The organism is Actinomadura graeca, assembly GCF_019175365.1.
GTDB classification, from domain to species: domain Bacteria; phylum Actinomycetota; class Actinomycetes; order Streptosporangiales; family Streptosporangiaceae; genus Spirillospora; species Spirillospora graeca.
This window is the reverse complement of the sequence record NZ_CP059572.1, coordinates 7,064,629-7,090,004: the sequence shown is the minus strand read 5'-3', so window position 1 is coordinate 7,090,004 and position 25,376 is coordinate 7,064,629. Positions and strand designations below refer to the sequence as shown.

Below are 25,376 nucleotides of genomic sequence, written 5' to 3'. Positions count from 1 at the left end.
GCCGACCTGCCCGGTGATCGGGCGGGGAGCGTGGGCCCCCGGTGCCCGTGGGTCCCCGGAGGGGCCCGCGGAACCCGAGGGCGGCGCCCCGGCCCCGGGAGCCGGGGCGTGGGGCAAACAGAAGGGACGCCGGGTGAAGGCGTCCCTGTCCACTCTCAAGAAGAAGGCGCCGATCAGGTCAGCGCCGGTTCACGGTCCTTCACCGCAAGGGACATCACGTCGTCCTCCGTCGCCGTCGCCAGCGCGTCGTTCTCCGCCTGGAGCCGTACGAGCTCGGCTTCCAGATCACGTACGCGCTGCTGAAGGCGCCGCATCTCCGCGACCATCCGGGGGTCGGGACCGCCGACGTGGCCGAGTAGAGCCTTCGCCATGACTAAGGGTCCTCCACGCTGAGTAACCAGCAGGGATCGCGCACGAGAAGCAACTCACATCGGTGCGCGTATCGTCTAGAGTCGCACCGGCCGCTGTCCTGGTCAAGACGCACATCACAGGCCGGTAACAACCTGTCTCCTCTAGTTTAGCAGGTACAAACCGGAATTCCCTACCCGATCACCGTTCATGGAAGCCGGAGGTCCCTCCGCGTGGCGCGCTCCACCGCTCGGTGACCCCGGTGACCCGCCCCGGACGGCCCGGAAGATCGTCCGATGGCCTCGGCCCGTGCGCCGCGTCGGAGCCCAGCAGGCCGAGCAGCCGCAGGCAGGCGCTCCGCGGCCCCTCCGCGACGACCTCCACGCGCCCGTCGCCCAGGTTCGTCGCGGTGCCGGACAGGCCCAGTTCGAGGGCCCGCGCCCGCACCCACCAGCGGAAGCCCACGCCCTGCACACGGCCCCGGACCCATGCCGTCAGCCGGACCGCCTCGTCCGCGGAGCCAGCCTCTGAGCCGCCCGTTGGGCCGCCCGTTGAGGTGTCTCCCCCGCCGGCTCCGGCGGTGTGCCCGACACGCTGCTCGCCGCTGTCCCCGCCGTCACGTCCGTCCATCATGCGCCCCTTCCGATCCCCCGCCCTAGTACCGTGCCCGGCGGGGCCGCGGCTGGCACGTGGGGCAGCTGTAGGACGACCGGTTCATGAACACGTCCCGGCGGATCGGCGTGCCGCAGCGGCGGCACGGCTCGTCCCGCCGCCCGTAGGCGTCCAGCGACCGCTCGAAGTAGCCGCTCTCGCCGTTCACGTTGACGTACAGGCTGTCGAAGGACGTGCCGCCGACGTCCAGCGCCGCCCCCATGACCTCACGGGCGCCCTCCAGGACGCGTGCGGCCTCCGCCCGCGTCAGCGTCTCGGTCGGCCGCGCCCAGTGCAGTCCGGCGCGCCAGAGCGCCTCGTCGGCGTAGATGTTGCCGACCCCGCTGATGAGCGACTGGTCCAGCAACGCCCTTTTGATCCCGGTCTTGCGGCGGCGCAGCGCGCCGAAGAACGCCTCCGGGTCGAACGCCTCCTCCAGCGGATCGGCGGCGATGTGCACGATCGGCTCGGGGACGAGCCCCTGCCCGGCCGGGCCGGGCACGCCGAAGGTGTCCGGGACCAGCTCGCAGACCATCAGGTGCCCGAAGGTCCGCTGGTCGACGAAGCGCAGGTCGTGGCCGCCGTCGGTGAAGACGATCCGGACCCGCAGGTGCTTCTCGCGCTCCCTGCCGGGTTCTCCGACGAGCAGCTGCCCGCTCATCCCGAGGTGGGCTAGCAGCGCCTCCGACGGCTCCTGGGCCGCCCCGGCGTCCTGGAGGGGGATCCACAGGTACTTGCCGCGGCGGCGCGGCGCCAGCATCACGCGCCCGGCGAGCCGCCCCGCGAAGTCGGCGGGCCCCGCCGCGTACCGGCGGACCGCCCGCGGATGCAGCACCTCGGCGGACGCGGCCGTCCGCCCGGACGTCCAGCGCTCCAGGCCGCGCCGGACGACCTCGACCTCGGGAAGCTCAGGCACCGGGCAGCCCGGCCGGCCGCGAGTCCCCGGCAGGCGCCGCCGCCCTCCGGGTCGCCGGGTCGCGCTCGATGACGATCTCGCGGATCGCGTTCCAGGCCGCCTCGGCGGCGTGCTGCTCCGCCTCCTTCTTGCTGCGGCCCTCGCCCGCCCCGTAGGTCGTCCCGCCGACCCGCACGGACGCGCGGAAGGTCTTCTGGTGGTCGGGGCCGCTCTCGGCGACGTGGTACTCGGGGACGCCGAGTTCCTCGACGGCCGTGAGCTCCTGCAGGGACGTCTTCCAGTCCAGCCCGGCGCCGAGCCCCGCCGAACGGGTGATCAGGGCGTCGAACAGCCGGTGCACGAGCGCGGACGCCTCGTCCAGGCCGCGGTCGAGATAGACCGCGCCGATCAGCGCCTCCAGCGTGTCGGCCAGGATCGACGCCTTGTCCCGCCCGCCGGTGCCCTCCTCCCCGCGGCCGAGCCGGATGTGGGCGCCGACGCCGAGCGCCCGGGCCACGCCCGCCAGCGCCCGCATGTTGACCACCGCGGCGCGCAGCTTCGCCAGCTGCCCCTCCGGCAGGTCCGGATGCCCCCGGAACAGGGTGTCGGTGACGACGAGCCCGAGCACCGAGTCGCCGAGGAACTCCAGACGCTCGTTGGTCGGCAGCCCGCCGTTCTCGTACGCGTACGAACGGTGCGTCAGCGCGCGTTCGAGCAGATCGCCGGTGATCTCGATGCCGAGCGCGCGGGTCAGTTCCGCGCGGTCCGGCGCGGGATCGGATTTCTTGCCGCTCACAGGCCCTCCTCGCAGGCCGTGGCGCCGCGCGTCGGGCGCGGTCGCCGATGTGGCGCGTACGGCCGGACGGCCGCGACGGCGAGGACGGACGGGCGCGGGTACGGACCGGGCTCCGGCCATGGCCCTCCACGCATGAGGACCACCGGGCCCGGCCACGACGTCCGGGGTCGCCCCCGGGACGACGGCTCCGCGAAGACGAGGTGCGCGCCGGTCGGTTGATCCCGGCGTGCACCACGGCTCCGGGCGCAGTGTCGAGGAGACGTCCCTGCCGCACCGGTCACCACGCCGACGTCACGCGCCGGGTGGTCGGGTGCCCGCGCACCTTGAGGGGCGGGCCGCGCCGTCCGCGCGGATCCGCCCCCCAGGATGCGAAAAGCTCAGGCCGACGGGGCGATGACCTGCCGCCGGTCGTAGGTGCCGCAGGTCGCGCACGCGGTGTGCGGCAGCTTCTTGTCGCGGCACGTCGGGCACTCGACCAGGGTCGGCGCAGCGGTCTTCCACTGCGAACGACGGTGCCGCGTGTTGCTCCGCGACTTCTTCCGCTTCGGGACGGCCACGTCAGCCCTCCTGCTTTCCTTCTCGTCGGTCGGTTCTTCCGCGGGACCCCGCGTCACCGCGTCCCCCGGGCGGGGGCGCCGGCGCCACGCCGCCGGCCAGGCCCTGCAACGCCGCCCACCGGGGGTCGGCGACATCGTGGTGGTGGTCGGGGCCGGCGTCCGCCAGCCGCGCACCACAGTCCGGGCACAGGCCAGGACAGTCGTCCCGGCACAGCGGCGACAGCGGCAGCGCGAGCACCACCGCGTCCCGGAGCACCGGTTCGAGGTCGATCAGATCGTCCTCAAGGCGGAGCTCGTCGTCGTCGGCGTTCCCGCCGGAACGGGTGTCAGGATAGACGAAGAGCTCCTGGAAGTCCGCCTCGAAGGTCGAGGCGATCGGATCCAGGCAGCGGGCGCACTCCCCCTCCAGGGGGACCGTCGCCGTGCCGGTGACGAGCACCCCCTCCAGCACCGCCTCAAGCCGCAGGTCCAGCTCGATCGCGGCGCCCTCGGGCACGCCCACCATCTCGACGCCGAAGTCCTCCGGTGCCGGCACGGACAGGCGCTTCTCCTTCGACGACCCCGGTTGCCTGCTGAGAGCTCGAGTGTCGAGCACGAGCGGGGCCTTGGGATCGAGGCGAGACAGCGGAACCCTGCTTTCGTGTGGCATGGCGGACGACGACAACCGGTGATGTTCCAGGGTAGCTTATTGCGGTGCCCTTGGCGTCAGGCGCTGGGGCGCCTCCCTACGGCGGGCACTTCGTGCGATCGCCGCAGCGCTCCGAACCCGCCTTGCCTGGCCGTGCTTCGAAGCGTGATCTTGGCGTGGGAGGCCGTCGTCTGGGGGTCAGTTTTCCTGGAGGCGTTCCACCAGGCGCTCGTGGACGATGTCGGGGACCAGGCCGGAGATGTCGCCGCCGAAGCGGACGACCTCCTTCATCAGGCTGGACGACAGGAACGCGTACTCGGGGTTGGTCGCCATGAACAGCGTCTCGACCCCGGCGATGCGGTGGTTCATCTGGGCCATCTGCAGCTCGTACTCGTAGTCGCTCACGGCGCGCAGACCCCGGACGATCACCGGGATGTCTTGCTTGCGGCAATAGTCCACGGTGAGCCCGTAGAAGGTGTCCACCGTGACGTTGCCGTACTCCTTGGTGACCTCTGTGATCATGCCGGCGCGCTCGTCGACGGTGAAGAGGCTCTTCTTGCTCTTGTTGATCAACACGGCGACGACCACCTCGTCATAGAGACGGGAGGCGCGGCTGATGATGTCGAGGTGCCCGTTGGTGACGGGGTCGAACGATCCCGGACAGACGACACGGCGCACGAGGTGAACCCCTTCGGTCCCGGTTTCCGACCTGCGGCGCGAACGTACCAAAACCGGTCGGCGGACCTCGCACCCGGGTACGGCGGCACGGGGTCAGCCCAGCGCGTCGAGGATCTTCGCGGCGATCGGGCCGGACTCGATGCCGTAGCCGGACGCCTCGGTCATCACCGCGACCGCGTACCGGGCGTCCGAGCGCGGGCCGAAACCGATGAACCAGCGGTCGTTGTAGGCGGCGCCCTCCACGTCGGCGGTCCCGGTCTTGCCACCCAGGACGGACGTGCCCCGCAGCGACTTCCCGGTGCCCTCCGTGACGACGGCCTCCATCAGCTCCCGCATCTGCGCCGCCTGGTCCGACGTCAGCGCCCGGGCCAGGCGTTCCGGTGTCCCCCGCCCGACCTCCTGGCCGTCCGCGGCGGTGAGCCTGGAGATCAGGTACGGCCGCATCACCTCGCCGTCGTTCTGGACGGCCGCGGCGACCATGGCCATCTGCAGCGGCGTGGCGACGGTGCTGCCCTGCCCGATCGAGCCCAGCGCGCTGAGCGACGGCTGGTCGGTCGAGGGGAAGGAGCTGGCCGCGCTCCGCATGCCCGGCTCGATCTTGATCGGCTTCCCGAAGCCGAACTCCGCGGCCCGCTCGCCGACGGCGTCGTTGCCGGGCCGCTGCGCGCCCATGTAGGCGAACGTGGTGTTGCACGACTGGGCGTAGGCGCTGATCAGCGGGATGGAGGGCAGATCGCACTCGCCGCCGATGTCCCCCGCGTCGTTGTTGATCGCCTGCCCGGCACCGGGCGGCCGGTAGCTGCGCCCGGCCCTGACCCGGGTCTCGGCGTCGCCACCCGCGGCCACCGCGGACGCGGCGACCACGGTCTTGAACGTGGATCCGGGCGGGAACAGCTCGTTCGTCGCCTTGTCCAAGAGCGGCTTGGACGGCTGGGCGTTGAGCCGCGCGAAGACGCGCTGCGCCTGCTCGCCGTCCAGCACGGACACGTCGTTGGCGTCATAGGACGGGGTGGACGCAAGCACCAGGATCGCGCCGGTCTTCGCGTCCAGCGCCACCGCCGCGGCACGGCGGGCGCCGCTCGCCTGTAGCGCCTCATAGGCGGCCTGCTGCGCCGCGACGTCGACCGTCGCCTCGACGGTGCCGCCCGGGACGTGCTTGCCGAGGAGCTTGTCGACGAAGCTGGTCGTCGCGAGACGCGGGTCGGTGCCGTCCAGGACGTGGTTGGCGGCGTTCTCCAGGCCCGTCTGCGAGAACGGCGAGAAGTACCCGGTGACCGGAGAGAACACGGTGCCCTGCTTGTAGCGGCGCCGGTACTTCTCGCCTCCGTCCACGGGCTCGGACCAGGCCAGCCGCTGGCCGTCCGCGACGATGGGACCGCGGTCGATCTTGTTGCGGTCCTCGTACTGGCGCGCGTTGAGCGAGTCGTCCCGCAGGTCCTGCGCAGCGAACCCCTGCACGTAGGTGACGTTCACCAGGAGCGCGATGATCATTACCAGGGAGATGACCCAGGTGCGCCCCACGGCGCGGTCGATGCCGGGCCTCATGCGCCAACCCCTACCCCGTGGCGGAGACCTGACCCGTAGCGCGCCCGTACCAGAAGACGGCCTCGCCGTAGCGCCGGTCGCGTTCTGCGGCGTACCCGTCCGGCCATCGCAGCGCGGGTCCCCGCGCGGCCCGCTCGACCGCGACCAGGGCGCCGGGAGCGGCCCAGCCATGGTCGCGCAAATCCTCCAGCAGACCGGTGACGGACGCGTCCGGATGGGCGTAGGGCGGATCGGCGAAGATCAGGTCGTACGGCTCGTCCGGCGGCCTGCGCACGAGCCGCTCCACCCTGTCCGCGCAAGGCACCGCCCCAGGCAGCCCAAGCGACTCGGCATTCTGCCGGACGACCTTCATCGCCCGCGGATGCGACTCGACCAGCAACGCATGCGCGGCGCCCCGGGACAGCGCCTCAAGCCCGACCGCCCCCGACCCCGCGTACAGATCGACGACCCGAAGCCCGTCCAACGGGCCCAGCAGGGCGAGGACGGTAGAGAACAAGCCCTCCCTGGCACGATCGCTGGTCGGCCTCGTATCCCGTCCCGCAGGCACGGCCAGCCGCCGCCCGCCCGCACTCCCCGCGATGACCCTCGTCACGCTCACAAATTACCGGGTTCGGCCGCGGCGACGGGTCGTCGGTGGCGCCCAGCTCAGCGCACCGACGACCCGGCCGCGGAGCGCCGGTGCCCCAGCCAAGTCACCGGCGATCCGGTCACAGACCGTCGGTGCCCCAGCTCACCGCACTGACGGTCTGACCGCAGGCCGCCGGTTTCCCAGCCCAGAAACCGGCGACCTGCGCTCCCCAGCGGTCCCACCCGCAGTTCGTGACCCCGGCCCCGCAGCGAGCGCGATGGAGAAGACCCGTGCCGCGCAGCCGGGGGGTTTGGGGGGTCGCCCCGAGTTAGCTCAGCGCCCAGCGGACTTGGGTGCGGACGCCTGGGTCGGGGTCTGTGAGGGCTTCTGTCAGGGCCGTCACCACGTCGGGGTGATCCCCGGCCCACTGTTCCAAGGCTTGGACGGCGGCGCGGCGGACGTCCACTGTGCGGTCGTTCAGGGCGGCCAGGAGCGGCTGCACCGCCACGGCGGGGTCGGCGGTGCCCAGGGCCAGGACGGCGCGGCGGCGGACCTGCCAGCTGGCGTGGGCGGTGGAGGTGATGACGCGCCCCTCCAGGGGCGCGGGGACTCCGATCTCCGCCGCGGTGTCGAGGGCGGCCATCCGGACCACGGGGTCGCGGTCGGCGAGGAGGGCCTCCAGCGCGGCGAGCCCCGCGGGGAGCGGGAAGCGGGCCAGGCCCTCGGCGACGGCGACGCGGACCTCGCGGGACGGGTCGTCGGCGGCCTCGGCGACGCGGGTGGCGGCGCGCAGGGCGACCAGGCCGAGGACGGCCTGGATCCGGACGTGCGGCTCGCCGTCCTGCAGGCCCTGGGCGTACAGCTCGGCGGCGCCCTGGGCGAGGATCTCCAGCAGGTCGGACGCCGTCTCGCGGACGAACGGGTCGCGGCCGCGGGCGGCGGCCAGCTGGAGGGCGGCGACGCCGTCGTCGCCCAGGTAGAGCTCGGGAAGGCCGCGCAGGGCGTCGGCGGCGACGCGGCGGACGTCCTCGTGCTCGTCGGCGAGCGCCCAGGCGAGGGTGTCGCCGGTGCCGCGCGGGGCGTTGCCCTTGCGGACGGCGCCGGTGAGCACCGTGAGGGCGGCGGCGCGGACCTCGGGCCGGGTGTCGCGCAGATACAGCTCCACGTCGTCCAGGCCAGGGTTCTGGATGCGTTGCAGTTCGAGGACGCGGGCGAGCGGCCCGGGTCCCTGGGTGATCGTCATGGTGCGGCCTCCTGTGAGCCGTCGGATCCGGAAGAGTGCGGGATCAGCGACGGGAACACAGGGCGCTCGCCTGCCGCCGGAGATCGACGTGCAGGCGCATGGTCAGGGCCTCACTCGGGTTCACGCGCCCATCGTGACCCGGCCCGGCGATGAAGTCAACTTAATTAGTCGGAAAAATCGGGAACACGACTAACCCTTTTCCAGGAAGTCGGCCCTGTCCTCGTCGAGCAGGGAGTCAAGGACGGTGGCGAGCCCCGGATGGCCGGTCAGATCGGGATCGTCCCCGACCAGCGCGGTCGCCTCGTCGCGGGCGTCGCGGATCACGTCCTCGTCCCGCTGGAGGGTGAGGAGCCGGAGGCTGGACGAGCGGCCGGCCTGCGCGGCGCCCAGCACGTCGCCCTCCCTGCGCTGCTCCAGGTCGAGGCGCGACAGCTTGAAGCCGTCGGTGGTGGAGGCGACCGCGTCGAGGCGCTCGCGGGCCTTGCTGCCCGGCTCGGCGTCGGTGACCAGGAGGCACAGCCCGTGCAGGGACCCGCGGCCGACCCGGCCGCGCAGCTGGTGGAGCTGCGACACACCGAACCGGTCCGCGTCCATGATCACCATGACGGTGGCGTTCGGCACGTCCACGCCGACCTCGATGACCGTGGTGGCGAGCAGGACGTCCAGCTCCCGGTCGGTGAACCGGCGCATCACCGCGTCCTTCTCGTCCGGGTGCAGTTTCCCGTGCAGGACGCCGACGCGCAGCCCGTGGAGCAGTTCCTCCAGCTTCGGCAGCAGTTCCATGATCCCGAGCGGTGAGCGGCGGTCGCCCTCCTGCTCGAAGGAGTCGCCCTCGTCGCCCTCCTGCTCCCCGATCCGCGGGCAGACGATGTAGACCTGCCGCCCCTGCGCCGCCTCCTCCCGGATGCGCTCCCAGGTGCGGGCGAGGAACGCGGGACGCTCGGGCGGCACCACATGCGTCCTGATCTCCGAGCGGCCCGCCGGGAGCTGACCGAGCACCGACGTCTCCAGGTCGCCGAACACGGTCATCGCGACCGTCCGCGGGATGGGCGTCGCGGTCATGACCAGGACGTGCGGGCGGCCTCCGGCGGTCTTCTCGCGCAGCGCGTCCCGCTGCTCGACGCCGAAGCGGTGCTGCTCGTCCACCACGACCAGGCCGAGGTCGGCGAACTGCACGCTCTCCTGCAGCAGCGCATGGGTGCCGACGACGATCCCCGCGCCGCCGGACGCGGCGTCCAGGAGGGCGGCCTTGCGGGCCTTCGCGCCCTGCGACCCGGTCAGCAGCGCGACCCGCGTCGCGTGCTCGGCGCCGCCGATCTGGCCCGCCTGCGCCAGGTCGCCGAGCATGGCCGTGATCGACCGGTGGTGCTGCTGGGCGAGGACCTCGGTGGGCGCGAGCAGCGCCGCCTGCCCGCCGCCGTCCACGACCTGCAGCATGGCCCTCAGCGCGATGACCGTCTTGCCGGCGCCCACGTCGCCCTGGAGGAGCCGGTGCATCGGGTGTTCCAGGGCCAGGTCGGCGGCTATCTCGTCGCCGACCTGGCGCTGGCCCTCGGTGAGCTCGAAGGGCAGGCGCGCGTCGAACTCGGCGAGGATGCCGCCGAACGAGGGGGGCCGCGGCGTCGCCGGGAGCGCGGCGGCGGCAAGGCGCCGCTGGGCCAGGGCCACCTGGACGACGAACGCCTCGTCCCACTTGAGGCGGGCCTTGGCGCGGCCCAGCTCCTCCCATGACCCCGGACGGTGGATCCCCTCGTACGCCTCGCGCAGGCCGATCAGCCTCCGGCGGCCGAGCAGCGGCGCGGGCATCGGGTCGGCGGGGAGGTCGAGCTGGTCCAGCACCATCCCGACGGACGTGCCGATCGTCTCGATGGCCAGGCCCTTGGTGGACGGGTAGATCGGGATGATCTCGTCCGCCCACTCCTGCGCGGCCTGCTCGGCGGACTTCTCGGCGACCACCTTGTACTGCGGGTGGGTGAGCTGCCGCTGGACGTTGCCGCTGCGCGGCACATAGGTGCTGATCTTCCCGGCGAACAGGCCGCGGGTGCCGGGCGCCAGCTCCCGCTCGGCGCGGTAGGAGCCCTTGCGCCCGAAGAAGCTGAGCTTGAGCTGCCCGGTGCCGTCGGTGACGGTGATCTCCAGCACGTAGCCGGGGCTGCGGGTGATGGCGCGGCCCTGGACCTTCACGACCTCGGCCATGACGGTGACGTGCTCGCCGTCCTGGAGGCCGCTGAGCGGCGTCAGCTCCCCGCGGTGGGCGTAGCGGCGCGGGTAGTGGTGGACGAGGTCGCCTACCGTCCTCAGGTCGAGGCCCTTCTCCAGCACCTTGGCCGTCTTGTCGCCGAGGACATTGCGCAACGGCTCGTCGAGATTCGCCACGCAGTCTTTTCTAGCCCATGGCGGGGACGGGATTCACTCGACGCCGGCGACCGACGCCCGGCGCTTCTGCCCGCGCCGGGGCGCCGGGACCGCGGGCGGGCCGATTCGCCTCTGCGGTGCGGGGTCGGCTACTCTGATTCGTGCGCCTCGTCCCGGGGCGCCGATCAGTGAGCGCCCATGCTGCCCGGCTCGCCCTCAACGGCGTCGGGTGGCGCTCCGGTTCAGAGCATCGACACCCACTTGGAGTTTCCCGTGGCTTCCGTCTGCGACGTCTGCGGCAAGGGACCCGGTTTCGGCATGCGCGTCTCCCACTCGCACCGCCGCACCCCGCGCCGCTGGAACCCCAACATCCAGCGCGTCCGCGCCGTCGTCAACGGCAGCACCAAGCGGATCAACGCCTGCACCTCCTGCATCAAGGCCGGCAAGGTCGTCAAGCCGACGGTCTAGCCGGGGCCGAGAGGCTTCGGCCGGCTCACCGGGTCCGATCCGGTGGGCCGGTTTTCGCGTGTCCGGGGTCAGGCGCGGTGGCGCCAGGCGTGGTCGACGGGGCCGATGCCCGCGCCGAGCGGGAAGCCCGCCGCGATGGCGCCGGTGACGTACTCCTTGGCCTTGCCGACGGCCGCGGGGACGTCCTCGCCGAGGGCGAGGCGGGACGCGATCGCGGACGCGAGGGTGCAGCCGGTGCCGTGGGTGTGCCGGTTGTCGTGCCGGGGCGCGGTGAAGCGGTACTCGCGCTCGCCGTCGAACAGCAGGTCGGCGGGCTCCCCGGGCAGGTGGCCGCCCTTGATCAGGGCCCAGCGTGGGCCGAGCGCCCAGACGGCCTCGGCGGCCTCGCGCAGGCCGCCCTCGTCCACCACCTTGATGCCGGTGAGCTGCTCGACCTCGTACAGGTTCGGCGTCACGACGGTCGCGGCGGGCAGCAGGGCCTCGCGTACGGCGTCGACGGCGTCCGGGGCGAGCAGGGAGTCGCCGTGCTTGGAGACGCCCACGGGATCGACGACGGACGGCGCCTCCGAGGCGCTCAGGGCCTCGGCGACGGTCTCGACCAGGACGGTGGAGGCCAGCATGCCCGTCTTGATCGCGTGGACGCCGATGTCGGACAGCACCGAGTCGAGCTGGGCGCGCACCGCCTCGGGCGGCAGTTCCCAGTAGCCCTGCACGCCGAGGGAGTTCTGCGCGGTGACCGCGGCGATGACGCTCATCCCGTGGACGCCGTGGGCGAGCATCGTCTTCAGGTCGGCCTGGATCCCGGCGCCCCCGCCCGAGTCCGAGCCCGCGATGGTGAGGACGAGCGGCGGGGCCTGCGCGGCGGCGGGCGGGTTCTGCGTCATGCCGTCCACTCTAGGGCGGCGCGGGGGCCGTCAGACGAGGGTGCAGGCGAGCCGGTTCAGGATGCAGTAGTTCGGCTTCCTGGGCGTGCCGGTGGCGGTGAAGACGATCCGCACGGACTGGCCGGGGGCGATCTGGGTGCGGCCGCGGACGAACGCGAGCGCGCCGGTCCTGACGACGGAGGCGCCGCTCACCGCCCGTACCGACACGGCCTGGATCTTGAAGGCGAGCGCCCACTGCGGGACGGCCGCCTGACCCTGGTTGGTGATCGTGGCGGTCGCCCGGAACGCGCGGGGGGTGCGGGAGACGACCCGGAAGGCGATGACGACGCCGTCGGGACGGCCCGCGCCGCGGCTGGCGCGCTGGCCGGGGCCGCGCTGGGAGACCTGGCTGTCGCGGGGGGCGTTCGCGGGCTCCTTGGGGGCGCCGCCGGCGAAGTTGAGGGAGATCTGCTGGGTGCTGAGCGCATAGGCGACGACGCCGACGGCGACGACGAGCGCGACGATCGGCAGCAGCGGGACGGGGACGAGCGCGAGCAGCCGGGCCGCGCGGTTCCCGGAGGGCGGGTCCTGGAGGGCGGCGGGTTCGGCGGAGGGCTCCTGCCAGAGGCGGGCGTCCGGGATATGGTCCTCAGTCTCGTAGCGTGACACAGCCTCGTAGCGTGACACGAACACCTGGTCGTCGGTCGGGCCGGAGAACGCGTCGTAGGACGGGCCCGGAGGGGCCGAGAAGAACGGTCCCGCGGGCGCTCGGGCGTCCGGTGCGGGCTCGTCGTCCGGTTGGCCGAGCTTGGTGTGTCGTCCCATCCCATTCCTCTTCGATCACAGGAGGTATACCAAACCAGTACCGGACATGCCTACCGGATGCATGAACGGGCACCGGCGGACACGGTCCGTCATGGGGGCCGTCAGGCACGGAAATGATCCCAGCCGCCGCGTCCCGGCTCACGCCCGTCCACCAGCACTCCCGTCCCCTCGGCGACGACTCCGACCGGACTCCAGGATGAGGGCAGGACGGCCTCCGCGGGGAACGTTCCGGCGAATGCGTGGTCCTCGCCACCGGTGAGGGCGTGGCGCAGCCCGCCGGGGCCGAGGACGTCCGGGACGGGCACGGCGGACGAGTCGAGGTCGATCCGCACGCCGCTCGACGCGGCGATGTGCCCGAGGTCCTGGACGAGCCCGTCGCTGACGTCGAGGAGCGCCGTGGCGCCCGCGGCGCGCGCCTCCGCGCCCGCCGCGTACGGGGGTTCCGGGCGGCGGTGGGCGCCGATCAGGACGGCGGGCCCGTCCCGCCCCTCTTCCAGGAGCGCCAGACCGGCGGCGGACCAGCCGAGCCTGCCACGGACGGCGACGACGTCGCCCGGCCGCGCCCCGGAGCGGGTCAGCGGCGGCCGGCCGCCCAGATCGCCGAGCGCGGTGACCGCGAGGGTGATCGCGTCGGCTCCGACGACGTCGCCGCCGGCGACCGAGGCCCCGGCGGCGCGGCACTCGTCGGCGAGCCCGTCGTAGAGGCCCTCGGCCCAGGCCGCGTCGGTGGTGAGGGGCGCCGCGAACCCGACGAGCAGGGCCGTCGGCCGGGCGCCCATCGCGACCACGTCGGCGAGGTTCTGCGCGGCGGCCTTGCGGCCGATGTCGTAGGGGCCCGACCAGTCACGGCGGAAGTGCCGTCCCTCGACCAGCAGGTCGGTGGTGGCGACGGCGCGGCCGTCCGGCGCCGCGACCACCGCCGCGTCGTCGCCGGGGCCGAGCCGGACGTCCGGGCCGCGCGGCAGCCGCCGCGTCAGCAGGCCGATCAGCCCGAACTCCCCCAGCTCCCCGATCGTCCCCATCGGCCCCTTTTCCTGGCATTTCAGCTCTCCCATGCCCCGTGCCGGGCACATGCGGCACCCCGTCCGCCCACCGGGGCCCGTAACACGATACGGTGACCGTTCGACGGCAAATTCTCCGCCCGGGGAGGACGTGATGGTGCAGGCCTACATCCTCATCCAGACCGAGGTCGGCAAGGCGGCCGAGGTGGCCGGCGAGATCGCCGATGTCACGGGGGTCACCCTGGCGGAGGACGTCACGGGTCCTTATGACGTGATCGTCCGAGCGGAGGCGCGGAATGTGGACGAGCTGGGCAAGCTCGTCGTGGCGCAGATCCAGTCGGTCGAGGGGATCACACGCACCCTCACCTGCCCGATCGTCCATATCTAAGGCGCTCGCGCTCGCCGCGCTCGCCCTGCTTCCCGCCGCGTGCGGCGACACCGCCGTGGAGGTCCCCCCGCCCAGGCCGGACGCGGCGACGGAGCGGCTGTGCCAGGGCCTCCGGCTTCCCGAGAAGGTGCACGGGCAGTCCGGGCGGGACACCTCCCCCGACTCGCCGCTGACGGCCGCCTGGGGGTCCCCGGCCATCGCGCTGCGCTGCGGCGTGCCGAGGCCGCCGACGCTGCGTCCCGAGTCCCAGCTGGTCACCATCAACGGGATCGACTGGTTCGGGGAGCCCGTCGACCGTCCCGTGACCTTCACGGCGGTGGCGCGGCAGGCTTACGTCGAGGTGACGGTTCCTGCCAAGTACGCCCCGCCGGGGAACGTCCTCATCGAGCTGGGCGGCCCCATCGGCTCGACGATCCCGCAGAAGCCCGAAGGCCAGATCTGACCCGGGGGCCGATGTGGGGCGGGTGGGATTCGAACCCACTCAGCCGAAGCACCTGGGTTACAGCCAGGCCCGACTCTCCAGCGTCGGCGCCGCCCCCTGCCGGGCCCGCGTGGGCCCGCCGGTACCCCTGGCAGGATTCGAACCCGCATCGCACAGCACCTCATGCTGCCGTCTCTGCCGTTGGACTACAGGGGCATGCGTGCGGCCCCCGGGACTCGAACCCGGAACATCCACTTCCTGAAAGTGGCCCCTCTGCCGGTTGGGGTAGAGCCGCATGACGTTCGCGAGGCGGCGTCACTCGCGGCGGCTCCGGCGGGGGCCTCTAGGAGAGGGGATACCGGCCGGGTCGGGCGGGCGACGCCGAGGGCAGTCGGTGGCGGAGCTGCTCCAGGGCCATGGCCGGTCCTCCTCTCAAAGTCTCGTGACGCCCGTTCGGACGGGCCGGCGTCGTCCACGGTGCCAGCGCGGCCGGGGCGGCCGCAACGGGTTTTCCCCGGGTCAGGGGGTGGGCTCGTCCGGCAGGGACATGCCGAAGGCGACGAGCGCCCAGAACGCGACCATGATCCAGCCGAGCGCGATCCCGGTGACCGCCATGCCCGCGCCGCGCTCGCCGGTGCGCCGCATCTTCACCCAGGCGATGTGCCCGGCGACGATCGCGGGGATGGACGGCAGGCCGCAGGTGATCAGCCCGACCAGCCCGAACGACAGCGCGTAGATCGCGGCGTGGTTGTAGGGCGGCTTGACGTGCGGGTTCGCGTGGCCGTGGGAGGCGTGTGCGGGCCGTGTGGCGGTGTAGGCGTCGTAGCCCGCGGACTGCGGGTACGCGGACGCGCGGGCCGCGACCGCGTTGGCGTACTGGTTCCACGTCTCGGCCTCCGCGGTGCGTCCCTGCTGCCCGAGCAGCACGGCCAGGTTGCGCATCGCGGCCGGATCGCCCGCCTGCGCGGCCTGCCGGTACTGGCGCTCGACGAGGGCCTCGGCCTCGCCGTCGGCCAGTGCGGGCGCCGGTGGCGCCATGGTCGGCGGGCCGGACCGGGGCGGCGGGGTCGCCGGGCCGGACTGAGGCGGCGGGGTCCGCGAGCCGGGCCGCGGGCCGGGCACCGAGGTCGCCGGGCGGGGCTCCTGAGACTGCGGGCGGGGCTCCTGCGGGGCCGGGCGGGGCTCCTGGCGCGGGGCGCCGCTGGAGATGAGCCGGTCCAGGAGCGCCTGCGCCGTCGGGCGGGACGCGGGGTCCTTGGCGAGGGCGCCGCGCACGGCCTCCAGCAGCGTGCCGCCCAGGCCGCCGAGATCGGGTTCGCCGCTGACGATCTGGTGGATGATCGCCGGGATCGAGTCGCCGCCGAAGCACGGCCCGCCGCGGGCGGCGAACGCCACCGTCGCGCCCCAGGCGAACACGTCCGAGGCCGGGGTGGCGCCGAGGCCGTGCAGCTGCTCGGGGGCCATGAACGCGGGGGTGCCGACGATGCCGCCGGTCGCGGTCAGCCGCGTCCCGTCCACCGAGCGGGCGATACCGAAGTCGATCACGCGCGGGCCGAACGTGGACAGCAGCACGTTGGACGGCTTGAGGTCGCGGTGCACGACGCCCGCGTCGTGGATGGCGGTCAGCGCGGTGGCGATCCCGACCGCGACGGCCTCCAGGTCGGCGCCCCGCAGCGCCCCGTCCTTGACCACCGCGTCGTCCAGGCTCGGGCCGTTGACGAACTCGGTCACGAGGTAGGGCGGCTCGGCGCCGGGATCGGCGTCCAGGACGGGCGCGGTGCAGAACGGGCGGACGCGCTGCGCCGCGGCGACCTCGGCCTCGAAACGCGCCCGGTACTGGCGGTCCGCGGCGTACTCCCGCCTGATCACCTTGATGGCGACCTTGCGGCCCGAGGAGTCCAGCCCGGCGTACACGGTGCCCATCCCGCCCTCGCCGAGCCGGTCCACCACCCGGTAGGGGCCGATGCGGCCCGGCAGTTCGGTCGGCAACGCGCGCGCTCCTCGGGGGATAGGGACCAAACCCCTCAAGGTTGGCATATCCGACGGCCGTCATGGCCCGCGGCGGGTCACAAGTCGAGCGTGATCCGCCCGCCGGATCCCCGGCGGGAACCGGAGACGCAGAACGGGCGTCCAAGGTCAATGCGAGCCCGCACCTACGCTCCCCTGGCACCGGCCGCGGCCATGCTGCTGCTCGCCGGATGCTCGGGATCCGCCGGATCCTCCGCCGAACGCCCGGCCGAGGCGCCGCCGATGCGCCTGGTGGCCTACGACGGCTGCGACGCCCTCCTCGACGGGCTGCGCGGCGCGGCCGCCGAGCGGGTCGGGCCGTACGGCCTGGAGGGACTCCAGGTGCCGCTGGCCGCCGCGGAGGACGGCGGGACCGCGCTGAACAAGGGCGCCGTCCCCGCCCCCGCGGACGGGCGGTCCGCGGCCGCGCCCGGGCACTCCACCACCAACAGCCACGAGGCCGCCGCCGACGAGCCCGACATCGTCAAGACCGACGGCCGCCGGATCGTCGCGCTCGCCCGCGGCAGGCTCCAGGTCATCGACGCCGCGTCCCGCAAGGTCGTGCACACGCTGAGCCTGGGCGAACGCGACGCCTACCCGTTCGGGGGCGGGAACGCGCGGCTGCTGCTGAGCGGCGACCGCGCCCTGGTCGTGACGCCGCAGGCACCGATGATCCTGGAGGACCGGCCGTCGCCGCGGACCGCCGGAGCCGCCTCACCGCTCCCCCCGGGCCCCGCGCGCCCGCAGACGCGGATGACGCTGGTCGACCTCTCCGGCGCCCCGAAGGTGGTCGGCACGATGACGTCCGACGGCTCCTACATCGACGCGCGGCAGACCGGCGCGACCGTGCGGGTCGTGGTCCGCTCCTCTCCGCGCGTCGCGTTCCCCACGCCGCCCCGGACGCCCGGCGACCCCGCGTCGGAGCGGGAGGCCACGGAACGCAACCGGCAGATCGTGCGCAAGGCCCCGCTCGACGCGTGGCTGCCCGGGTTCACGGTCGGGGAGGGAAAGGCCGCGAAGACCTTCCGCACGCCGTGCGACCAGGTCAGCCGCTCCGCCTCGTACACCGGGACGACCATGCTGACCGTCCTGACACTCGACCTCGGGCGGGGGCTCGCCGACCCGTCGCCGGTCGGCGTCGCCGCCGACGGGGACACCGTCTACGGGAACGGGTCGAGCCTGTACATCACGGGCGCCCCTCCGCGGCCGCCGACCCGGGAGACGCCCCGCAAGGACCCCGCGCCCGCCGCGCAGCGCACCGACATCCACAAGTTCGATGTCCGCGGCGCCGGGCGGCCGCGCTACGTGGCGTCCGGGTCGGTGACGGGCACCCTGCTGAACCAGTACGCGCTGTCGGAGTTCGGCGGCCACCTGCGCGTCGCGACGACGGACGCCCCCCAGCCGGGCATGCCGCGGCCGGGCACGTCGGCGCCGCCGTCCACGAGCACGCTGTACGTCCTCGCCCAGAACGGCCCTCGGCTCGAAGAGACCGGACGGGCCGGAGGGCTCGGCAAGGGCGAGCGCATCTACTCGGTCCGCTACATCGGCGCGACGGCCTACGTCGTGACGTTCCGGCAGGTCGACCCGCTCTACGTGCTCGACCTGAAGGACCCGCGGCGGCCCCGCGTGACCGGCGAGCTGAAGATCAACGGCTACTCCGCGTACCTGCATCCGATGGCGGACGGCAAGATCCTCGGCATCGGGCAGGACGCCGACGGCTCCGGCAGGACCAAGGGCCTGCAGGCGTCGCTGTTCGACGTCGGCGGCGAGCCCCGGCGGGTCGGCGTCTACCGGCTGCCGGGCGCCTCGTCGGAGTCGGAGTTCGAGCCGCACGCGTTCATGTACTGGCCCTCGACCGGGCTGACGGTCGTCCCGGTGTCCGGGAACGGCGGCGGGATGAACGAGGCCCTCGCGCTGAAGGTCACCGGCACCGGCATCACCAAGAGCGGGACGGTCCGGCACCCCGGCCGCGACTACGGCAACTCGATCCGCCGTTCCCTCATGGTCGGCGGCACGCTGTGGACGTTCTCCGAGGACGGGGCGCGCGCCACCGACGCGGCGACGCTGGCCGACCGCGCCTGGCTCCCCTTCACCGCGGGCTGAGCGCGGGCGCGGGACCGGCGCGCGCAGGAGCGGCCCGGCGCGCGGAAGCCGCCCGGCGCGGGTGCGCTCAGCGCAGGCCGGTGGAGCGGCCGGCGGCCGTCTGGATGAGGCGGTCGACCAGCGCCGGGTAGTCCAGCCCGGTCGCGGCCCACATCTTCGGGAACGCCGACGCCGGGGTGAAGCCGGGCATCGTGTTGATCTCGTTGAGGATCCAGCCGCCGTCGGGGGTGTGGAAGAAGTCGACCCGGGCGAGACCCTCGCAGTCGAGGGCCTCGAACGCCAGCACGGCCAGGCGCCGCACCTCCTCGACCTCCGCGGCGGCCAGGTCCGGCGGGATCGCCATGGTGGTGGCGCCGTCGAGGTACTTGGTCTCGAAGTCGTAGAAGTCGTGGCCGCCCGCCATCAGCACCTCGGCGGGCAGGCTCGCCTCGGCCGGGCCGTCGTCGAGGCCCTGCAGGACGCCGCACTCGATCTCGCGTCCCTCGATCGCCGCCTCGACGATCACCTTGGGGTCGTGCTCGCGGGCCGTCTCGACCGCGGCCTCCAGGGCGTCCTCGGCGGTGACGCGGGTGATGCCCATGCTCGACCCGGCGCGGGCGGGCTTGACGAACACCGGCCGGCCGTCCGCCAGGCCCAGCTCCTTGACCTCGTCGATCTTGCGTTTGCGCTCGCGGCGCCACTCGCGGTCGCCGATCAGCGCGTACGGGCCGACCGGCAGCCCGCTCGCCTGCCAGACGAGCTTCATGAAGCCCTTGTCCATCCCGACCGCGCTGGCGAGCACCCCGGCGCCGACGTAGCGGACGCCCGCCATCTCGAGCATGCCCTGGATGGTGCCGTCCTCGCCGAAGGGGCCGTGCAGCAGCGGCAGGACGACGTCGACCTCGCCGAGCGTGTCCGGCACCCGGCCGGGCTCCACGACGAGCAGGCCGCGGCTGCCGGGGTCGAACGGCAGGGCGAGCGCGCCGCCCTCGCCGGTGACCTCGGGGAGCCGGCCGTCCTCGATGGTGAGGCGCAGGCCGGCGGGGGCGAGCACCCAGCGGCCGTCGCGGGCGATGCCGATCGGCACCACCTCGTAGCGGTCCCGGTCGATGGCGGCCATCACCGCGCCGGCGGTGACGCAGGAGATCGCGTGCTCCGAGCTGCGCCCGCCGAACACCACCGCCACGCGGATCTTACGAGAGTCCTGGGACATGATGCCCGACCCTACCGGTGATCACCCGGGTCGGCCATGAGCGGGCCGGTGGCGGATGCGGCCGCGGCGCGGGCGCGTCACAGCCCGTAGCGCTCCGGCTTCGGGGACCGCGAGATCAGCGAGATCGCCGCCTCCCTGATCGGCATGCCGTGGTAGAGGACCGCGGTCACGGCCTCGGTGATCGGCATCTCCACGTTGTGCTTGCGCGCCAGCTCCAGCACCGCCTCGGAGGACTTGACCCCCTCGGCCGTCTGCTTGGTGACGGCGATGACCCGCTCCAGCGTCATGCCGCGCCCGAGGTTCTCGCCGAAGGTGCGGTTGCGCGCGAGCGGCGAGATGCAGGAGGCGACGAGGTCGCCCATCCCGGCGAGCCCGGCGAAGGTGTGCTCGTCCGCGCCGAGGGCGGCGCCCAGCCGCGCGATCTCGGCGAGCCCGCGGGTCATCAGCAGCGCCTGCGTGTTGGCGCCGAACCCGAGCCCGACCGACATCCCGACGCACAGCGCGACGATGTTCTTCACCGCGCCGCCCAGCTCGCAGCCGATCACGTCGGCAGAGGTGTAGACCCGGAAGTAGGACGTCATGGTGGCGGATTGGAGGCCCCGCGCCGCGTCCTCGTCCGCGCACGCGGCGACCGCGGCGCTGGGCTCGCCGTTGGCGATCTCGCGTGCCAGGTTCGGCCCGCTGAACACCGCGACCCGCTCCTCGGGGACGTCGGCGACCTCCCTTATCACCTCCGACATCCGCCGGGTGGTGCCGAGCTCGACGCCCTTCATCAGGCTGACGAGGACGGCGTCCGGCGGCAGGTGCGCCACCCACCCGGACAGGTTCGCGCGGAGCGTCTGCGCCGGGACGGCCAGCGCCACGAAGTCGGCGCCCGCGAGCGCCTCGGCGGGGTCGGTGGTCGCCCGGAGCGCCTCGGGGAGCCGGACGCCGGGGAGGTAGTCGGTGTTCTCGTGCCGTTCGTTGAGCGCCTCGACGACCTCGGCGCGGCGGCCCCACAGCACGGCCTCGCCGCCGGCGTCGTGCAGCATCTTCGCGAACGTCGTGCCCCAGGATCCGGAGCCCATCACGGCGGTGCGGAAGGTCACGAGCCGTCCGCCTTCCTTTCGGCGGCCTCGGACACGGCGGCGTCCGGTGACGCGACGCCGTCCGGCCCCGGGCCGGGCACGGCGGCCGCGCCCGCGCGGCGCCGCTCCTCCAGCACCTTGTGGTGGTCGTAGCGCTCCGCCGGGGGACGCTGGCCGCGCAGCTCGGCGAGCAGGCCGGTGATGGCGTCCATGATGTCGTCGGTGGCGGCCCGCAGGGTGCCCTTGTCGAGCGGGCGCTCCCGGTAGCGGGACAGGTCCACGGGCGGCCCGGCGATGACCTTCATCGTCTTGCGGGGGAACGGGTGGAAGCCCTTCTTCAGACGTCCCGCCAGCCCCTTCTGCTCGCCCTTCTTGTAGGGCAGCAGCTCGTGCGCGCCCCAGTTCGCCACCGGGACGACGGCGGCGCCGGTTCGCAGCGCCATCCGCGCCACCCCGGTCTGGCCGGTCATCGGCCACAGCTCCGGGTCGCGGGTGCAGCTCCCCTCGGGGTAGAACATCAGGCATTCGCCGTCCACCAGCGCCTTCTCGGCGTCCTCAAGCGCGAGCGCGGCGTCGGCGCGGTCGCGGTGGACGGGGATCTGGCCCGTCCCGCGCAGCACGCCCCGCAGGAACCGGACGTCGAACAGCGTGGACTTGGCCAGGTAGACCGGGTAGCGGCCGGACTCGTAGACGAAGTGGGCGAGGGCCAGCGGGTCCGACTCGGAGATGTGGTTCGAGGCGATGATCAGGCCGCCCTTCCCGGGCACGTTCCCCTGGCCTTGCCAGTCGCGCTTCAGGAGCCCGGACAGCAGCGGGCGCAGGATGACGATCGTGAGCTTCCGCCATGCCGGCGAATACCCGTGGCCCATGCCCCGTCCCTCCTCGGTCGGTCCCCCACGTGAACGCGGGGTGTCCTCAAGTCTCGCGGTTGCGTGCGCATAGTGTCGAGTTGCCATGTCTACAGCAGCGCCCAGCGCGCCTCATCTCCAGTGGTCGCTCGTCGTGCCGGTCAAGGTGCTGGCGCGGGCCAAGACCCGCATGTCCGCGGCGGCGGGCCCGCACCGGCGTGACCTCGCGCTCGCGCTGGCGGCCGACACCGTCGCCGCGGCGCTCCGCTGCCCCCGGGTCGGCGATGTGATAGTGGTCACCGACGATCCCCTCCCGGCCGCCGAGCTGGCCGCCCTCGGCGCCCGTGTGGTCCCCGACGAGCCGGACGCCGGCCTGAACCCGGCCCTGGTGCACGGCGCGGGACGCGGCCGGGAGCTGTCCCCGGACGCCGGAGTGGGTGCACTTTCAGCCGACTTGCCCGCTTTGAGGGCGAATGAACTCGCCCGCGTCCTCGAAGCCGCCGCGCTGGCGCCCGAGGCGTTCCTCCCGGACGCCGCGGGCACCGGGACCACCCTCTACACCGTCCGGCCCGGCGTCCCCTTCTCCCCCGCCTTCGGCGCCGGCTCCCGCGCCGCGCACCGCGCGAGGGGCGCCCGCGAGCTGCTCCTGCCCGCGACCGACAGCGTCCGCCGCGACGTCGACACCCCCGAGGACCTGAGGGCCGCCCTGGCGCTCGGCGCGGGCCCGCGCACCACCGCGGTCGCGGCCCGGCTCCGGACCGCGGCGCCGGGGTAGGGTGCGGGCATGCAAGGGACCGTGAAGGCGTTCGACGCGGAGACGCGATCGGGGAGCGTGCTGCTCGACGACGGCACCGAGCTGCCCTTCGACGCCGGGGCGTTCGACGCGGGCGGGCTGAGGCTGGCGCGGTTCGGGCAGCGGGTCAACCTGGCGATGGACGGCGACCGGGTGTCGGCCGTGACGCTCTCGACGTTCCCGCTGCCGCCGTCCTAGGCCATGACGCGCGCACGATCAGGGCCAAGGGGGCGAGCCCCCCTGGCCCTGATGGAAAACGAATAACGCGCGGCGAGGCTACTTCTTGCCCGCCACCAGGTTCTTGAAGTCCGCGCCGGCCTTGAACTTCGGCACGGACGTCGCGGGGACCTGGATCGTCTTTCCCGTTGCGGGGTTGCGGGCCGTGCGGGCAGGCCGGTCGGCCTTCTCGAACGAACCGAACCCCGTGATCGCGACCTTGTCGCCCTTGGCGACGGTTTCCTGGATCGTCTCCAGGATCGCGTCGAGGGCCTCGCCTGCGATCTTCTTGTTGCTGCCCAGCCGGCCAGAGATGGCGTCGACCAGCTCACGCTTGTTCATGGGTTACTCCTCTAGTTCCCCCCTTGCCCGAACGAAACTAAGGGACCTCTAGCATTGACACAATCACCTGCACGCATGAGTTGCCGTGTCGCTGGCGTTTTTGTCGGCCTCGCCCCCGTCTCGCCGGGTGACCGGACCGGATCCGGCCACTGGGCACGTTAACGGACGTCGGGCACCTCGTGGAAATCGGCGAGGAACGCGTCGAGCCTGCGTGCGGCCAATTCCGCGTCCCTCTTGGCCAGATCGGTGATCGCCAGCAGGTGGCGGATGAGCCGCTGGCGCGTCTCCGGCGGCAGCGGCGCGACGGCCCTGTGGGCGTCGCGCAACCGCCGTGCGAGCCGGGTCAGCGCCGGGTCGTCCCATTCCGGCGCGGTCCATGGGACCGTGCTCAAATCATGCCCCCAACAGTTCGAACGGGCTTCGTACAAGGGAATTGTCCCTTGCGCGAGGTCGGGGGCGCACATCCGGGGTCGCCGAAGGCCCGGCGCGCCGTATCGGACGGCGGGCCGGGCCTGGGCGGAACGGGTCAGACGGTGACGGGCAGCCAGGGGGCGCGCCGGGCCTCGAACGCCGTGATCGCGTCGCCGTGGCGGAGGGTCAGCCCGATGTCGTCCAGGCCCTCCATGAGGCGCCAGCGGGTGTAGTCGTCGATCTCGAAGGCGGCGGTGACGGCGCCATAGCGGACCTCGCGGGCGGCCAGGTCGACGGTGATCTCCAGGGCCGGGTCCTCCTCGACCCGGGCCTGGATCTCCTCGACCTGCTCGCCGCCGAGGACGACCGGGAGCAGCCCCATCTTCGTGGAGTTGTTGCGGAAGATGTCCCCGAAGCGCGGCGCGATGACGACGCGGAACCCGTACTGCTGGAGCGCCCAGACGGCGTGCTCGCGGGAGGAGCCGGTGCCGAAGTCGGGCCCGGCGACCAGGATCCCCGCGCCCTCGTACCGGGGCTGGTTCAGGACGAACTCCGGGTCCTCGCGCCAGGCGGAGAACAGGCCCTTGTCGAAGCCGGTGCGGCTGACCTGCTTCAGCCAGACCGCCGGGATGATCTGGTCGGTGTCGACGTTGCTGCGCCGCAGCGGCACCGCGCGGCCGGTGTAGGTGGTGAACGCTTCCATGTCAGCCCTTTCCAGAGTCGCCGAGGTCCTGGGGCGCGGCCAGGCGGCCGGTCACGGCGGTCGCGGCGGCCACGGCGGGCGACACCAGGTGGGTGCGGCCGCCGGGGCCCTGCCGGCCTTCGAAGTTGCGGTTGGACGTGGAGGCGCTGCGCTCCCCCGGGGTGAGCTTGTCGGGGTTCATGGCGAGGCACATCGAGCAGCCGGCCTCGCGCCACTCGGCGCCGGCGGCGGAGATGACCTCGTCCAGGCCCTCGTCCTCGGCCTGCTTCTTGACCTTCATGGAGCCGGGGACGACCAGCATCCGGACGCCGTCGGCGACCGTGCGGCCCCGGAGGACGCCCGCGACCGCGCGGAGGTCCTCGATGCGGCCGTTGGTGCAGGAGCCGACGAAGACGGTGTCCACGGCGATCTCGCGCAGCGGCGTGCCGGCGGTCAGGCCCATGTACTCCAGGGCCCGCTCGGCGGCCTGCCGCTGGGCGGGGTCGCCGTAGGACGCGGGGTCCGGCACGGACTCGCCGAGCGGCAGGCCCTGCCCGGGGTTGGTGCCCCAGGTGACGAACGGCGTCAGCCCGGCCGCGTCGATCACGACCTCCTTGTCGAAGACCGCGTCGTCGTCGGTGCGCAGGGATTTCCAGTACTCGACGGCCGCGTCCCAGTCGGCGCCCTGGGGCGCGTGGGGGCGGCCCTTCAGGTAGGCGAAGGTCGTCTCGTCAGGGGCGATCATCCCGGCGCGGGCGCCGGCCTCGATGGACATGTTGCAGACCGTCATGCGGCCCTCCATCGACAGCGACCTGATCGCCTCGCCGCGGTACTCGATGATGTGGCCCTGGCCGCCGCCCGTGCCGATCCGGGCGATGACCGCCAGGATGAGGTCCTTGGCGGTGACGCCCTCGGGCAGCGCGCCGTCCACGGTCACGGCCATGGTCTTCGGCTGGATCTGCGGGAGGGTCTGCGTGGCGAGGACGTGCTCGACCTCGCTGGTGCCGATGCCGAAGGCGAGGGCGCCGAACGCGCCGTGCGTGGAGGTGTGCGAGTCGCCGCACACGACGGTCATGCCCGGCTGGGTCAGGCCCAGCTGCGGGCCGATGACGTGGACGATGCCCTGTCCCTCGTCGCCCATCGGGTGCAGCCGGACGCCGAAGTCCGAGCAGTTCTTGCGCAGCGTCTCGACCTGGGTGCGCGACACCGGGTCGGCGATCGGCTTGAGCAGGTCCGTCGTCGGGACGTTGTGGTCCTCGGTGGCGATCGTCAGGTCGGGGCGGCGGACCTGGCGGCCGGCCATGCGCAGCCCGTCGAACGCCTGCGGGCTGGTGACCTCGTGGACGAGGTGGAGGTCGATGTAGAGGAGGTCCGGCTCACCCTCGGCACGCCGCACGGCGTGCGCGTCGTACACCTTCTCGGCCAATGTACGGCCCATCACTCCCACCTCACTGTCATGATCGGCGACGCGCCGTCGCGTCGCGG

Annotated in this window: 29 protein-coding genes and 3 tRNA genes; 6 read left to right on the top strand and 26 right to left on the bottom strand. The window is 73.3% G+C overall.

All coding sequences use genetic code 11. The features are described from left to right. Positions 1-173: 173 nt before the first annotated feature. From AGRA3207_RS31525 to recG, 12 genes are all read right to left on the bottom strand, one after another. Positions 174-371, bottom strand: a complete 198-nt coding sequence (locus AGRA3207_RS31525; protein WP_067461544.1) for a hypothetical protein — start codon at positions 369-371, stop codon at positions 174-176. Positions 372-549: 178 nt separating this feature from the next. Then, positions 550-846 (bottom strand): acylphosphatase, encoded by a 297-nt coding sequence (locus AGRA3207_RS31520; RefSeq protein ID WP_231336451.1) that lies wholly within the window; start codon positions 844-846, stop codon positions 550-552. Between the two features lie 157 nt (positions 847-1,003). Continuing rightward, on the bottom strand, positions 1,004-1,915 hold the full coding sequence (mutM, locus tag AGRA3207_RS31515; RefSeq protein WP_231330764.1) for a bifunctional DNA-formamidopyrimidine glycosylase/DNA-(apurinic or apyrimidinic site) lyase: 912 nt from the start codon (positions 1,913-1,915) through the stop codon (positions 1,004-1,006). Further along, positions 1,908-2,648 (bottom strand): ribonuclease III, encoded by a 741-nt coding sequence (gene rnc / locus AGRA3207_RS31510; protein WP_420830922.1) that lies wholly within the window; start codon positions 2,646-2,648, stop codon positions 1,908-1,910. Before rnc ends, mutM begins: the two co-directional genes overlap by 8 nt. A 419-nt stretch (positions 2,649-3,067) precedes the next feature. Further along, entirely contained in the window at positions 3,068-3,247 is a 180-nt protein-coding gene (gene rpmF / locus AGRA3207_RS31505) for a 50S ribosomal protein L32 (RefSeq protein WP_067461541.1), read from the bottom strand. A 1-nt stretch (position 3,248) separates the two neighbouring features. Next, positions 3,249-3,896 carry a YceD family protein gene (locus AGRA3207_RS31500; protein ID WP_231330762.1) on the bottom strand — a complete coding sequence of 216 codons (648 nt, stop codon included), beginning with the start codon at positions 3,894-3,896 and terminating at the stop codon, positions 3,249-3,251. Positions 3,897-4,073: 177 nt separating this feature from the next. Next, complete coding sequence (coaD, locus tag AGRA3207_RS31495; RefSeq protein WP_231330761.1) at positions 4,074-4,553, bottom strand: pantetheine-phosphate adenylyltransferase; 480 nt, start codon at positions 4,551-4,553, stop codon at positions 4,074-4,076. Positions 4,554-4,646: 93 nt separating this feature from the next. Then, positions 4,647-6,098: a penicillin-binding transpeptidase domain-containing protein gene (locus AGRA3207_RS31490; RefSeq protein ID WP_231330760.1), complete on the bottom strand. Its 1,452-nt coding sequence runs from the start codon at positions 6,096-6,098 to the stop codon at positions 4,647-4,649. A gap of 10 nt (positions 6,099-6,108) precedes the next feature. Continuing rightward, complete coding sequence (gene rsmD, locus AGRA3207_RS31485; RefSeq protein WP_231330759.1) at positions 6,109-6,690, bottom strand: 16S rRNA (guanine(966)-N(2))-methyltransferase RsmD; 582 nt, start codon at positions 6,688-6,690, stop codon at positions 6,109-6,111. 304 nt (positions 6,691-6,994) lie between these two features. Next, positions 6,995-7,909, bottom strand: coding sequence for a HEAT repeat domain-containing protein (locus AGRA3207_RS31480; protein WP_231330758.1), 915 nt, complete (start codon positions 7,907-7,909; stop codon positions 6,995-6,997). A gap of 43 nt (positions 7,910-7,952) precedes the next feature. Further along, positions 7,953-8,033, bottom strand: a complete 81-nt coding sequence (locus AGRA3207_RS40375; protein ID WP_369688404.1) for a putative leader peptide — start codon at positions 8,031-8,033, stop codon at positions 7,953-7,955. 65 nt (positions 8,034-8,098) lie between these two features. After that, positions 8,099-10,285 (bottom strand): ATP-dependent DNA helicase RecG, encoded by a 2,187-nt coding sequence (gene recG, locus AGRA3207_RS31475; protein ID WP_231330757.1) that lies wholly within the window; start codon positions 10,283-10,285, stop codon positions 8,099-8,101. 252 nt (positions 10,286-10,537) lie between these two features. Here recG and rpmB point away from each other — a divergent pair, with 252 nt between their 5' ends. Further along, positions 10,538-10,732: a 50S ribosomal protein L28 gene (gene rpmB, locus AGRA3207_RS31470; RefSeq protein ID WP_030164391.1), complete on the top strand. Its 195-nt coding sequence runs from the start codon at positions 10,538-10,540 to the stop codon at positions 10,730-10,732. Positions 10,733-10,800: 68 nt separating this feature from the next. Here rpmB and thiD read toward each other — a convergent pair whose 3' ends face one another. The 3 genes from thiD to AGRA3207_RS31455 all read right to left on the bottom strand — a co-directional run bounded on the left by thiD (position 10,801) and on the right by AGRA3207_RS31455 (position 13,442). Then, positions 10,801-11,616: a bifunctional hydroxymethylpyrimidine kinase/phosphomethylpyrimidine kinase gene (thiD, locus tag AGRA3207_RS31465; protein WP_231330756.1), complete on the bottom strand. Its 816-nt coding sequence runs from the start codon at positions 11,614-11,616 to the stop codon at positions 10,801-10,803. Between the two features lie 30 nt (positions 11,617-11,646). Beyond that, on the bottom strand, positions 11,647-12,420 hold the full coding sequence (locus AGRA3207_RS31460; RefSeq protein WP_231330755.1) for a cellulose binding domain-containing protein: 774 nt from the start codon (positions 12,418-12,420) through the stop codon (positions 11,647-11,649). 101 nt (positions 12,421-12,521) lie between these two features. Next, on the bottom strand, positions 12,522-13,442 hold the full coding sequence (locus AGRA3207_RS31455; RefSeq protein ID WP_231330754.1) for a thiamine-phosphate kinase: 921 nt from the start codon (positions 13,440-13,442) through the stop codon (positions 12,522-12,524). A gap of 133 nt (positions 13,443-13,575) precedes the next feature. Between AGRA3207_RS31455 and AGRA3207_RS31450 the strand changes: the two genes are divergently transcribed. After that, positions 13,576-13,809 carry an Lrp/AsnC family transcriptional regulator gene (locus AGRA3207_RS31450; protein WP_231330753.1) on the top strand — a complete coding sequence of 78 codons (234 nt, stop codon included), beginning with the start codon at positions 13,576-13,578 and terminating at the stop codon, positions 13,807-13,809. 55 nt (positions 13,810-13,864) lie between these two features. After that, on the top strand, positions 13,865-14,251 hold the full coding sequence (locus AGRA3207_RS31445) for a DUF3515 domain-containing protein (RefSeq protein ID WP_231330752.1): 387 nt from the start codon (positions 13,865-13,867) through the stop codon (positions 14,249-14,251). A 14-nt stretch (positions 14,252-14,265) separates the two neighbouring features. Here AGRA3207_RS31445 and AGRA3207_RS31440 read toward each other — a convergent pair. The 4 genes from AGRA3207_RS31440 to AGRA3207_RS31425 all read right to left on the bottom strand — a co-directional run bounded on the left by AGRA3207_RS31440 (position 14,266) and on the right by AGRA3207_RS31425 (position 16,219). Next, positions 14,266-14,347, bottom strand: a tRNA-Tyr gene (locus AGRA3207_RS31440). 26 nt (positions 14,348-14,373) lie between these two features. Continuing rightward, positions 14,374-14,446 (bottom strand) — tRNA-Leu (locus AGRA3207_RS31435). Between the two features lie 5 nt (positions 14,447-14,451). Next, positions 14,452-14,525: transfer RNA gene (locus AGRA3207_RS31430), tRNA-Leu, on the bottom strand. A 224-nt stretch (positions 14,526-14,749) separates the two neighbouring features. Then, a complete protein-coding gene (locus AGRA3207_RS31425) occupies positions 14,750-16,219 on the bottom strand; it encodes a protein kinase domain-containing protein (protein WP_231330751.1) in 1,470 nt (489 codons plus the stop codon). A gap of 150 nt (positions 16,220-16,369) precedes the next feature. Between AGRA3207_RS31425 and AGRA3207_RS31420 the strand changes: the two genes are divergently transcribed. After that, a complete protein-coding gene (locus AGRA3207_RS31420) occupies positions 16,370-18,340 on the top strand; it encodes a beta-propeller domain-containing protein (protein WP_231330750.1) in 1,971 nt (656 codons plus the stop codon). 67 nt (positions 18,341-18,407) lie between these two features. Here AGRA3207_RS31420 and AGRA3207_RS31415 read toward each other — a convergent pair whose 3' ends face one another. From AGRA3207_RS31415 to AGRA3207_RS31405, 3 genes are all read right to left on the bottom strand, one after another. After that, entirely contained in the window at positions 18,408-19,532 is a 1,125-nt protein-coding gene (locus AGRA3207_RS31415) for a D-alanine--D-alanine ligase family protein (protein ID WP_231330749.1), read from the bottom strand. A gap of 77 nt (positions 19,533-19,609) precedes the next feature. Next, positions 19,610-20,599, bottom strand: coding sequence for an NAD(P)H-dependent glycerol-3-phosphate dehydrogenase (locus AGRA3207_RS31410; RefSeq protein ID WP_231336450.1), 990 nt, complete (start codon positions 20,597-20,599; stop codon positions 19,610-19,612). A 17-nt stretch (positions 20,600-20,616) separates the two neighbouring features. Further along, positions 20,617-21,468 carry a lysophospholipid acyltransferase family protein gene (locus tag AGRA3207_RS31405; RefSeq protein ID WP_231330748.1) on the bottom strand — a complete coding sequence of 284 codons (852 nt, stop codon included), beginning with the start codon at positions 21,466-21,468 and terminating at the stop codon, positions 20,617-20,619. Positions 21,469-21,553: 85 nt separating this feature from the next. Here AGRA3207_RS31405 and cofC point away from each other — a divergent pair, with 85 nt between their 5' ends. Together cofC and AGRA3207_RS31395 are read left to right on the top strand one after the other, a co-directional pair. Next, positions 21,554-22,222, top strand: a complete 669-nt coding sequence (cofC, locus tag AGRA3207_RS31400; protein ID WP_231330747.1) for a 2-phospho-L-lactate guanylyltransferase — start codon at positions 21,554-21,556, stop codon at positions 22,220-22,222. A gap of 9 nt (positions 22,223-22,231) precedes the next feature. Beyond that, on the top strand, positions 22,232-22,438 hold the full coding sequence (locus AGRA3207_RS31395; protein ID WP_231330746.1) for a hypothetical protein: 207 nt from the start codon (positions 22,232-22,234) through the stop codon (positions 22,436-22,438). A 78-nt stretch (positions 22,439-22,516) separates the two neighbouring features. Here AGRA3207_RS31395 and AGRA3207_RS31390 read toward each other — a convergent pair whose 3' ends face one another. The 4 genes from AGRA3207_RS31390 to leuC form a co-directional block, all read right to left on the bottom strand. Next, positions 22,517-22,798: an HU family DNA-binding protein gene (locus tag AGRA3207_RS31390; protein ID WP_231330745.1), complete on the bottom strand. Its 282-nt coding sequence runs from the start codon at positions 22,796-22,798 to the stop codon at positions 22,517-22,519. A 158-nt stretch (positions 22,799-22,956) separates the two neighbouring features. Continuing rightward, positions 22,957-23,190, bottom strand: coding sequence for an SCO5555 family protein (locus AGRA3207_RS31385; RefSeq protein WP_231330744.1), 234 nt, complete (start codon positions 23,188-23,190; stop codon positions 22,957-22,959). Positions 23,191-23,324: 134 nt separating this feature from the next. Continuing rightward, positions 23,325-23,912, bottom strand: a complete 588-nt coding sequence (gene leuD, locus AGRA3207_RS31380) for a 3-isopropylmalate dehydratase small subunit (protein ID WP_231330743.1) — start codon at positions 23,910-23,912, stop codon at positions 23,325-23,327. Position 23,913: 1 nt separating this feature from the next. Further along, a complete protein-coding gene (leuC, locus tag AGRA3207_RS31375; protein WP_231330742.1) occupies positions 23,914-25,329 on the bottom strand; it encodes a 3-isopropylmalate dehydratase large subunit in 1,416 nt (471 codons plus the stop codon). Between the last annotated feature and the right edge of the window lie 47 nt (positions 25,330-25,376).

What these genes read in the sequence shown, in the direction of transcription:
- AGRA3207_RS31525 (WP_067461544.1), bottom strand. Translation starts at nt 371, where the DNA reads ATGGCGAAGGCTCTACTCGGCCACGTCGGCGGTCCCGACCCCCGGATG.
- AGRA3207_RS31500 (WP_231330762.1), bottom strand. Translation starts at nt 3,896, where the DNA reads ATGCCACACGAAAGCAGGGTTCCGCTGTCTCGCCTCGATCCCAAGGCC.
- AGRA3207_RS31490 (WP_231330760.1), bottom strand. Translation starts at nt 6,098, where the DNA reads ATGAGGCCCGGCATCGACCGCGCCGTGGGGCGCACCTGGGTCATCTCC.
- AGRA3207_RS31480 (WP_231330758.1), bottom strand. Translation starts at nt 7,909, where the DNA reads ATGACGATCACCCAGGGACCCGGGCCGCTCGCCCGCGTCCTCGAACTG.
- thiD (WP_231330756.1), bottom strand. Translation starts at nt 11,616, where the DNA reads ATGACGCAGAACCCGCCCGCCGCCGCGCAGGCCCCGCCGCTCGTCCTC.
- AGRA3207_RS31460 (WP_231330755.1), bottom strand. Translation starts at nt 12,420, where the DNA reads ATGGGACGACACACCAAGCTCGGCCAACCGGACGACGAGCCCGCACCG.
- AGRA3207_RS31455 (WP_231330754.1), bottom strand. Translation starts at nt 13,442, where the DNA reads ATGGGGACGATCGGGGAGCTGGGGGAGTTCGGGCTGATCGGCCTGCTG.
- AGRA3207_RS31450 (WP_231330753.1), top strand. Translation starts at nt 13,576, where the DNA reads ATGGTGCAGGCCTACATCCTCATCCAGACCGAGGTCGGCAAGGCGGCC.
- AGRA3207_RS31420 (WP_231330750.1), top strand. Translation starts at nt 16,370, where the DNA reads ATGCGAGCCCGCACCTACGCTCCCCTGGCACCGGCCGCGGCCATGCTG.
- AGRA3207_RS31415 (WP_231330749.1), bottom strand. Translation starts at nt 19,532, where the DNA reads ATGTCCCAGGACTCTCGTAAGATCCGCGTGGCGGTGGTGTTCGGCGGG.
- AGRA3207_RS31410 (WP_231336450.1), bottom strand. Translation starts at nt 20,599, where the DNA reads ATGGGCTCCGGATCCTGGGGCACGACGTTCGCGAAGATGCTGCACGAC.
- AGRA3207_RS31405 (WP_231330748.1), bottom strand. Translation starts at nt 21,468, where the DNA reads ATGGGCCACGGGTATTCGCCGGCATGGCGGAAGCTCACGATCGTCATC.
- cofC (WP_231330747.1), top strand. Translation starts at nt 21,554, where the DNA reads ATGTCTACAGCAGCGCCCAGCGCGCCTCATCTCCAGTGGTCGCTCGTC.
- AGRA3207_RS31395 (WP_231330746.1), top strand. Translation starts at nt 22,232, where the DNA reads ATGCAAGGGACCGTGAAGGCGTTCGACGCGGAGACGCGATCGGGGAGC.
- AGRA3207_RS31390 (WP_231330745.1), bottom strand. Translation starts at nt 22,798, where the DNA reads ATGAACAAGCGTGAGCTGGTCGACGCCATCTCTGGCCGGCTGGGCAGC.
- leuD (WP_231330743.1), bottom strand. Translation starts at nt 23,912, where the DNA reads ATGGAAGCGTTCACCACCTACACCGGCCGCGCGGTGCCGCTGCGGCGC.
- leuC (WP_231330742.1), bottom strand. Translation starts at nt 25,329, where the DNA reads ATGGGCCGTACATTGGCCGAGAAGGTGTACGACGCGCACGCCGTGCGG.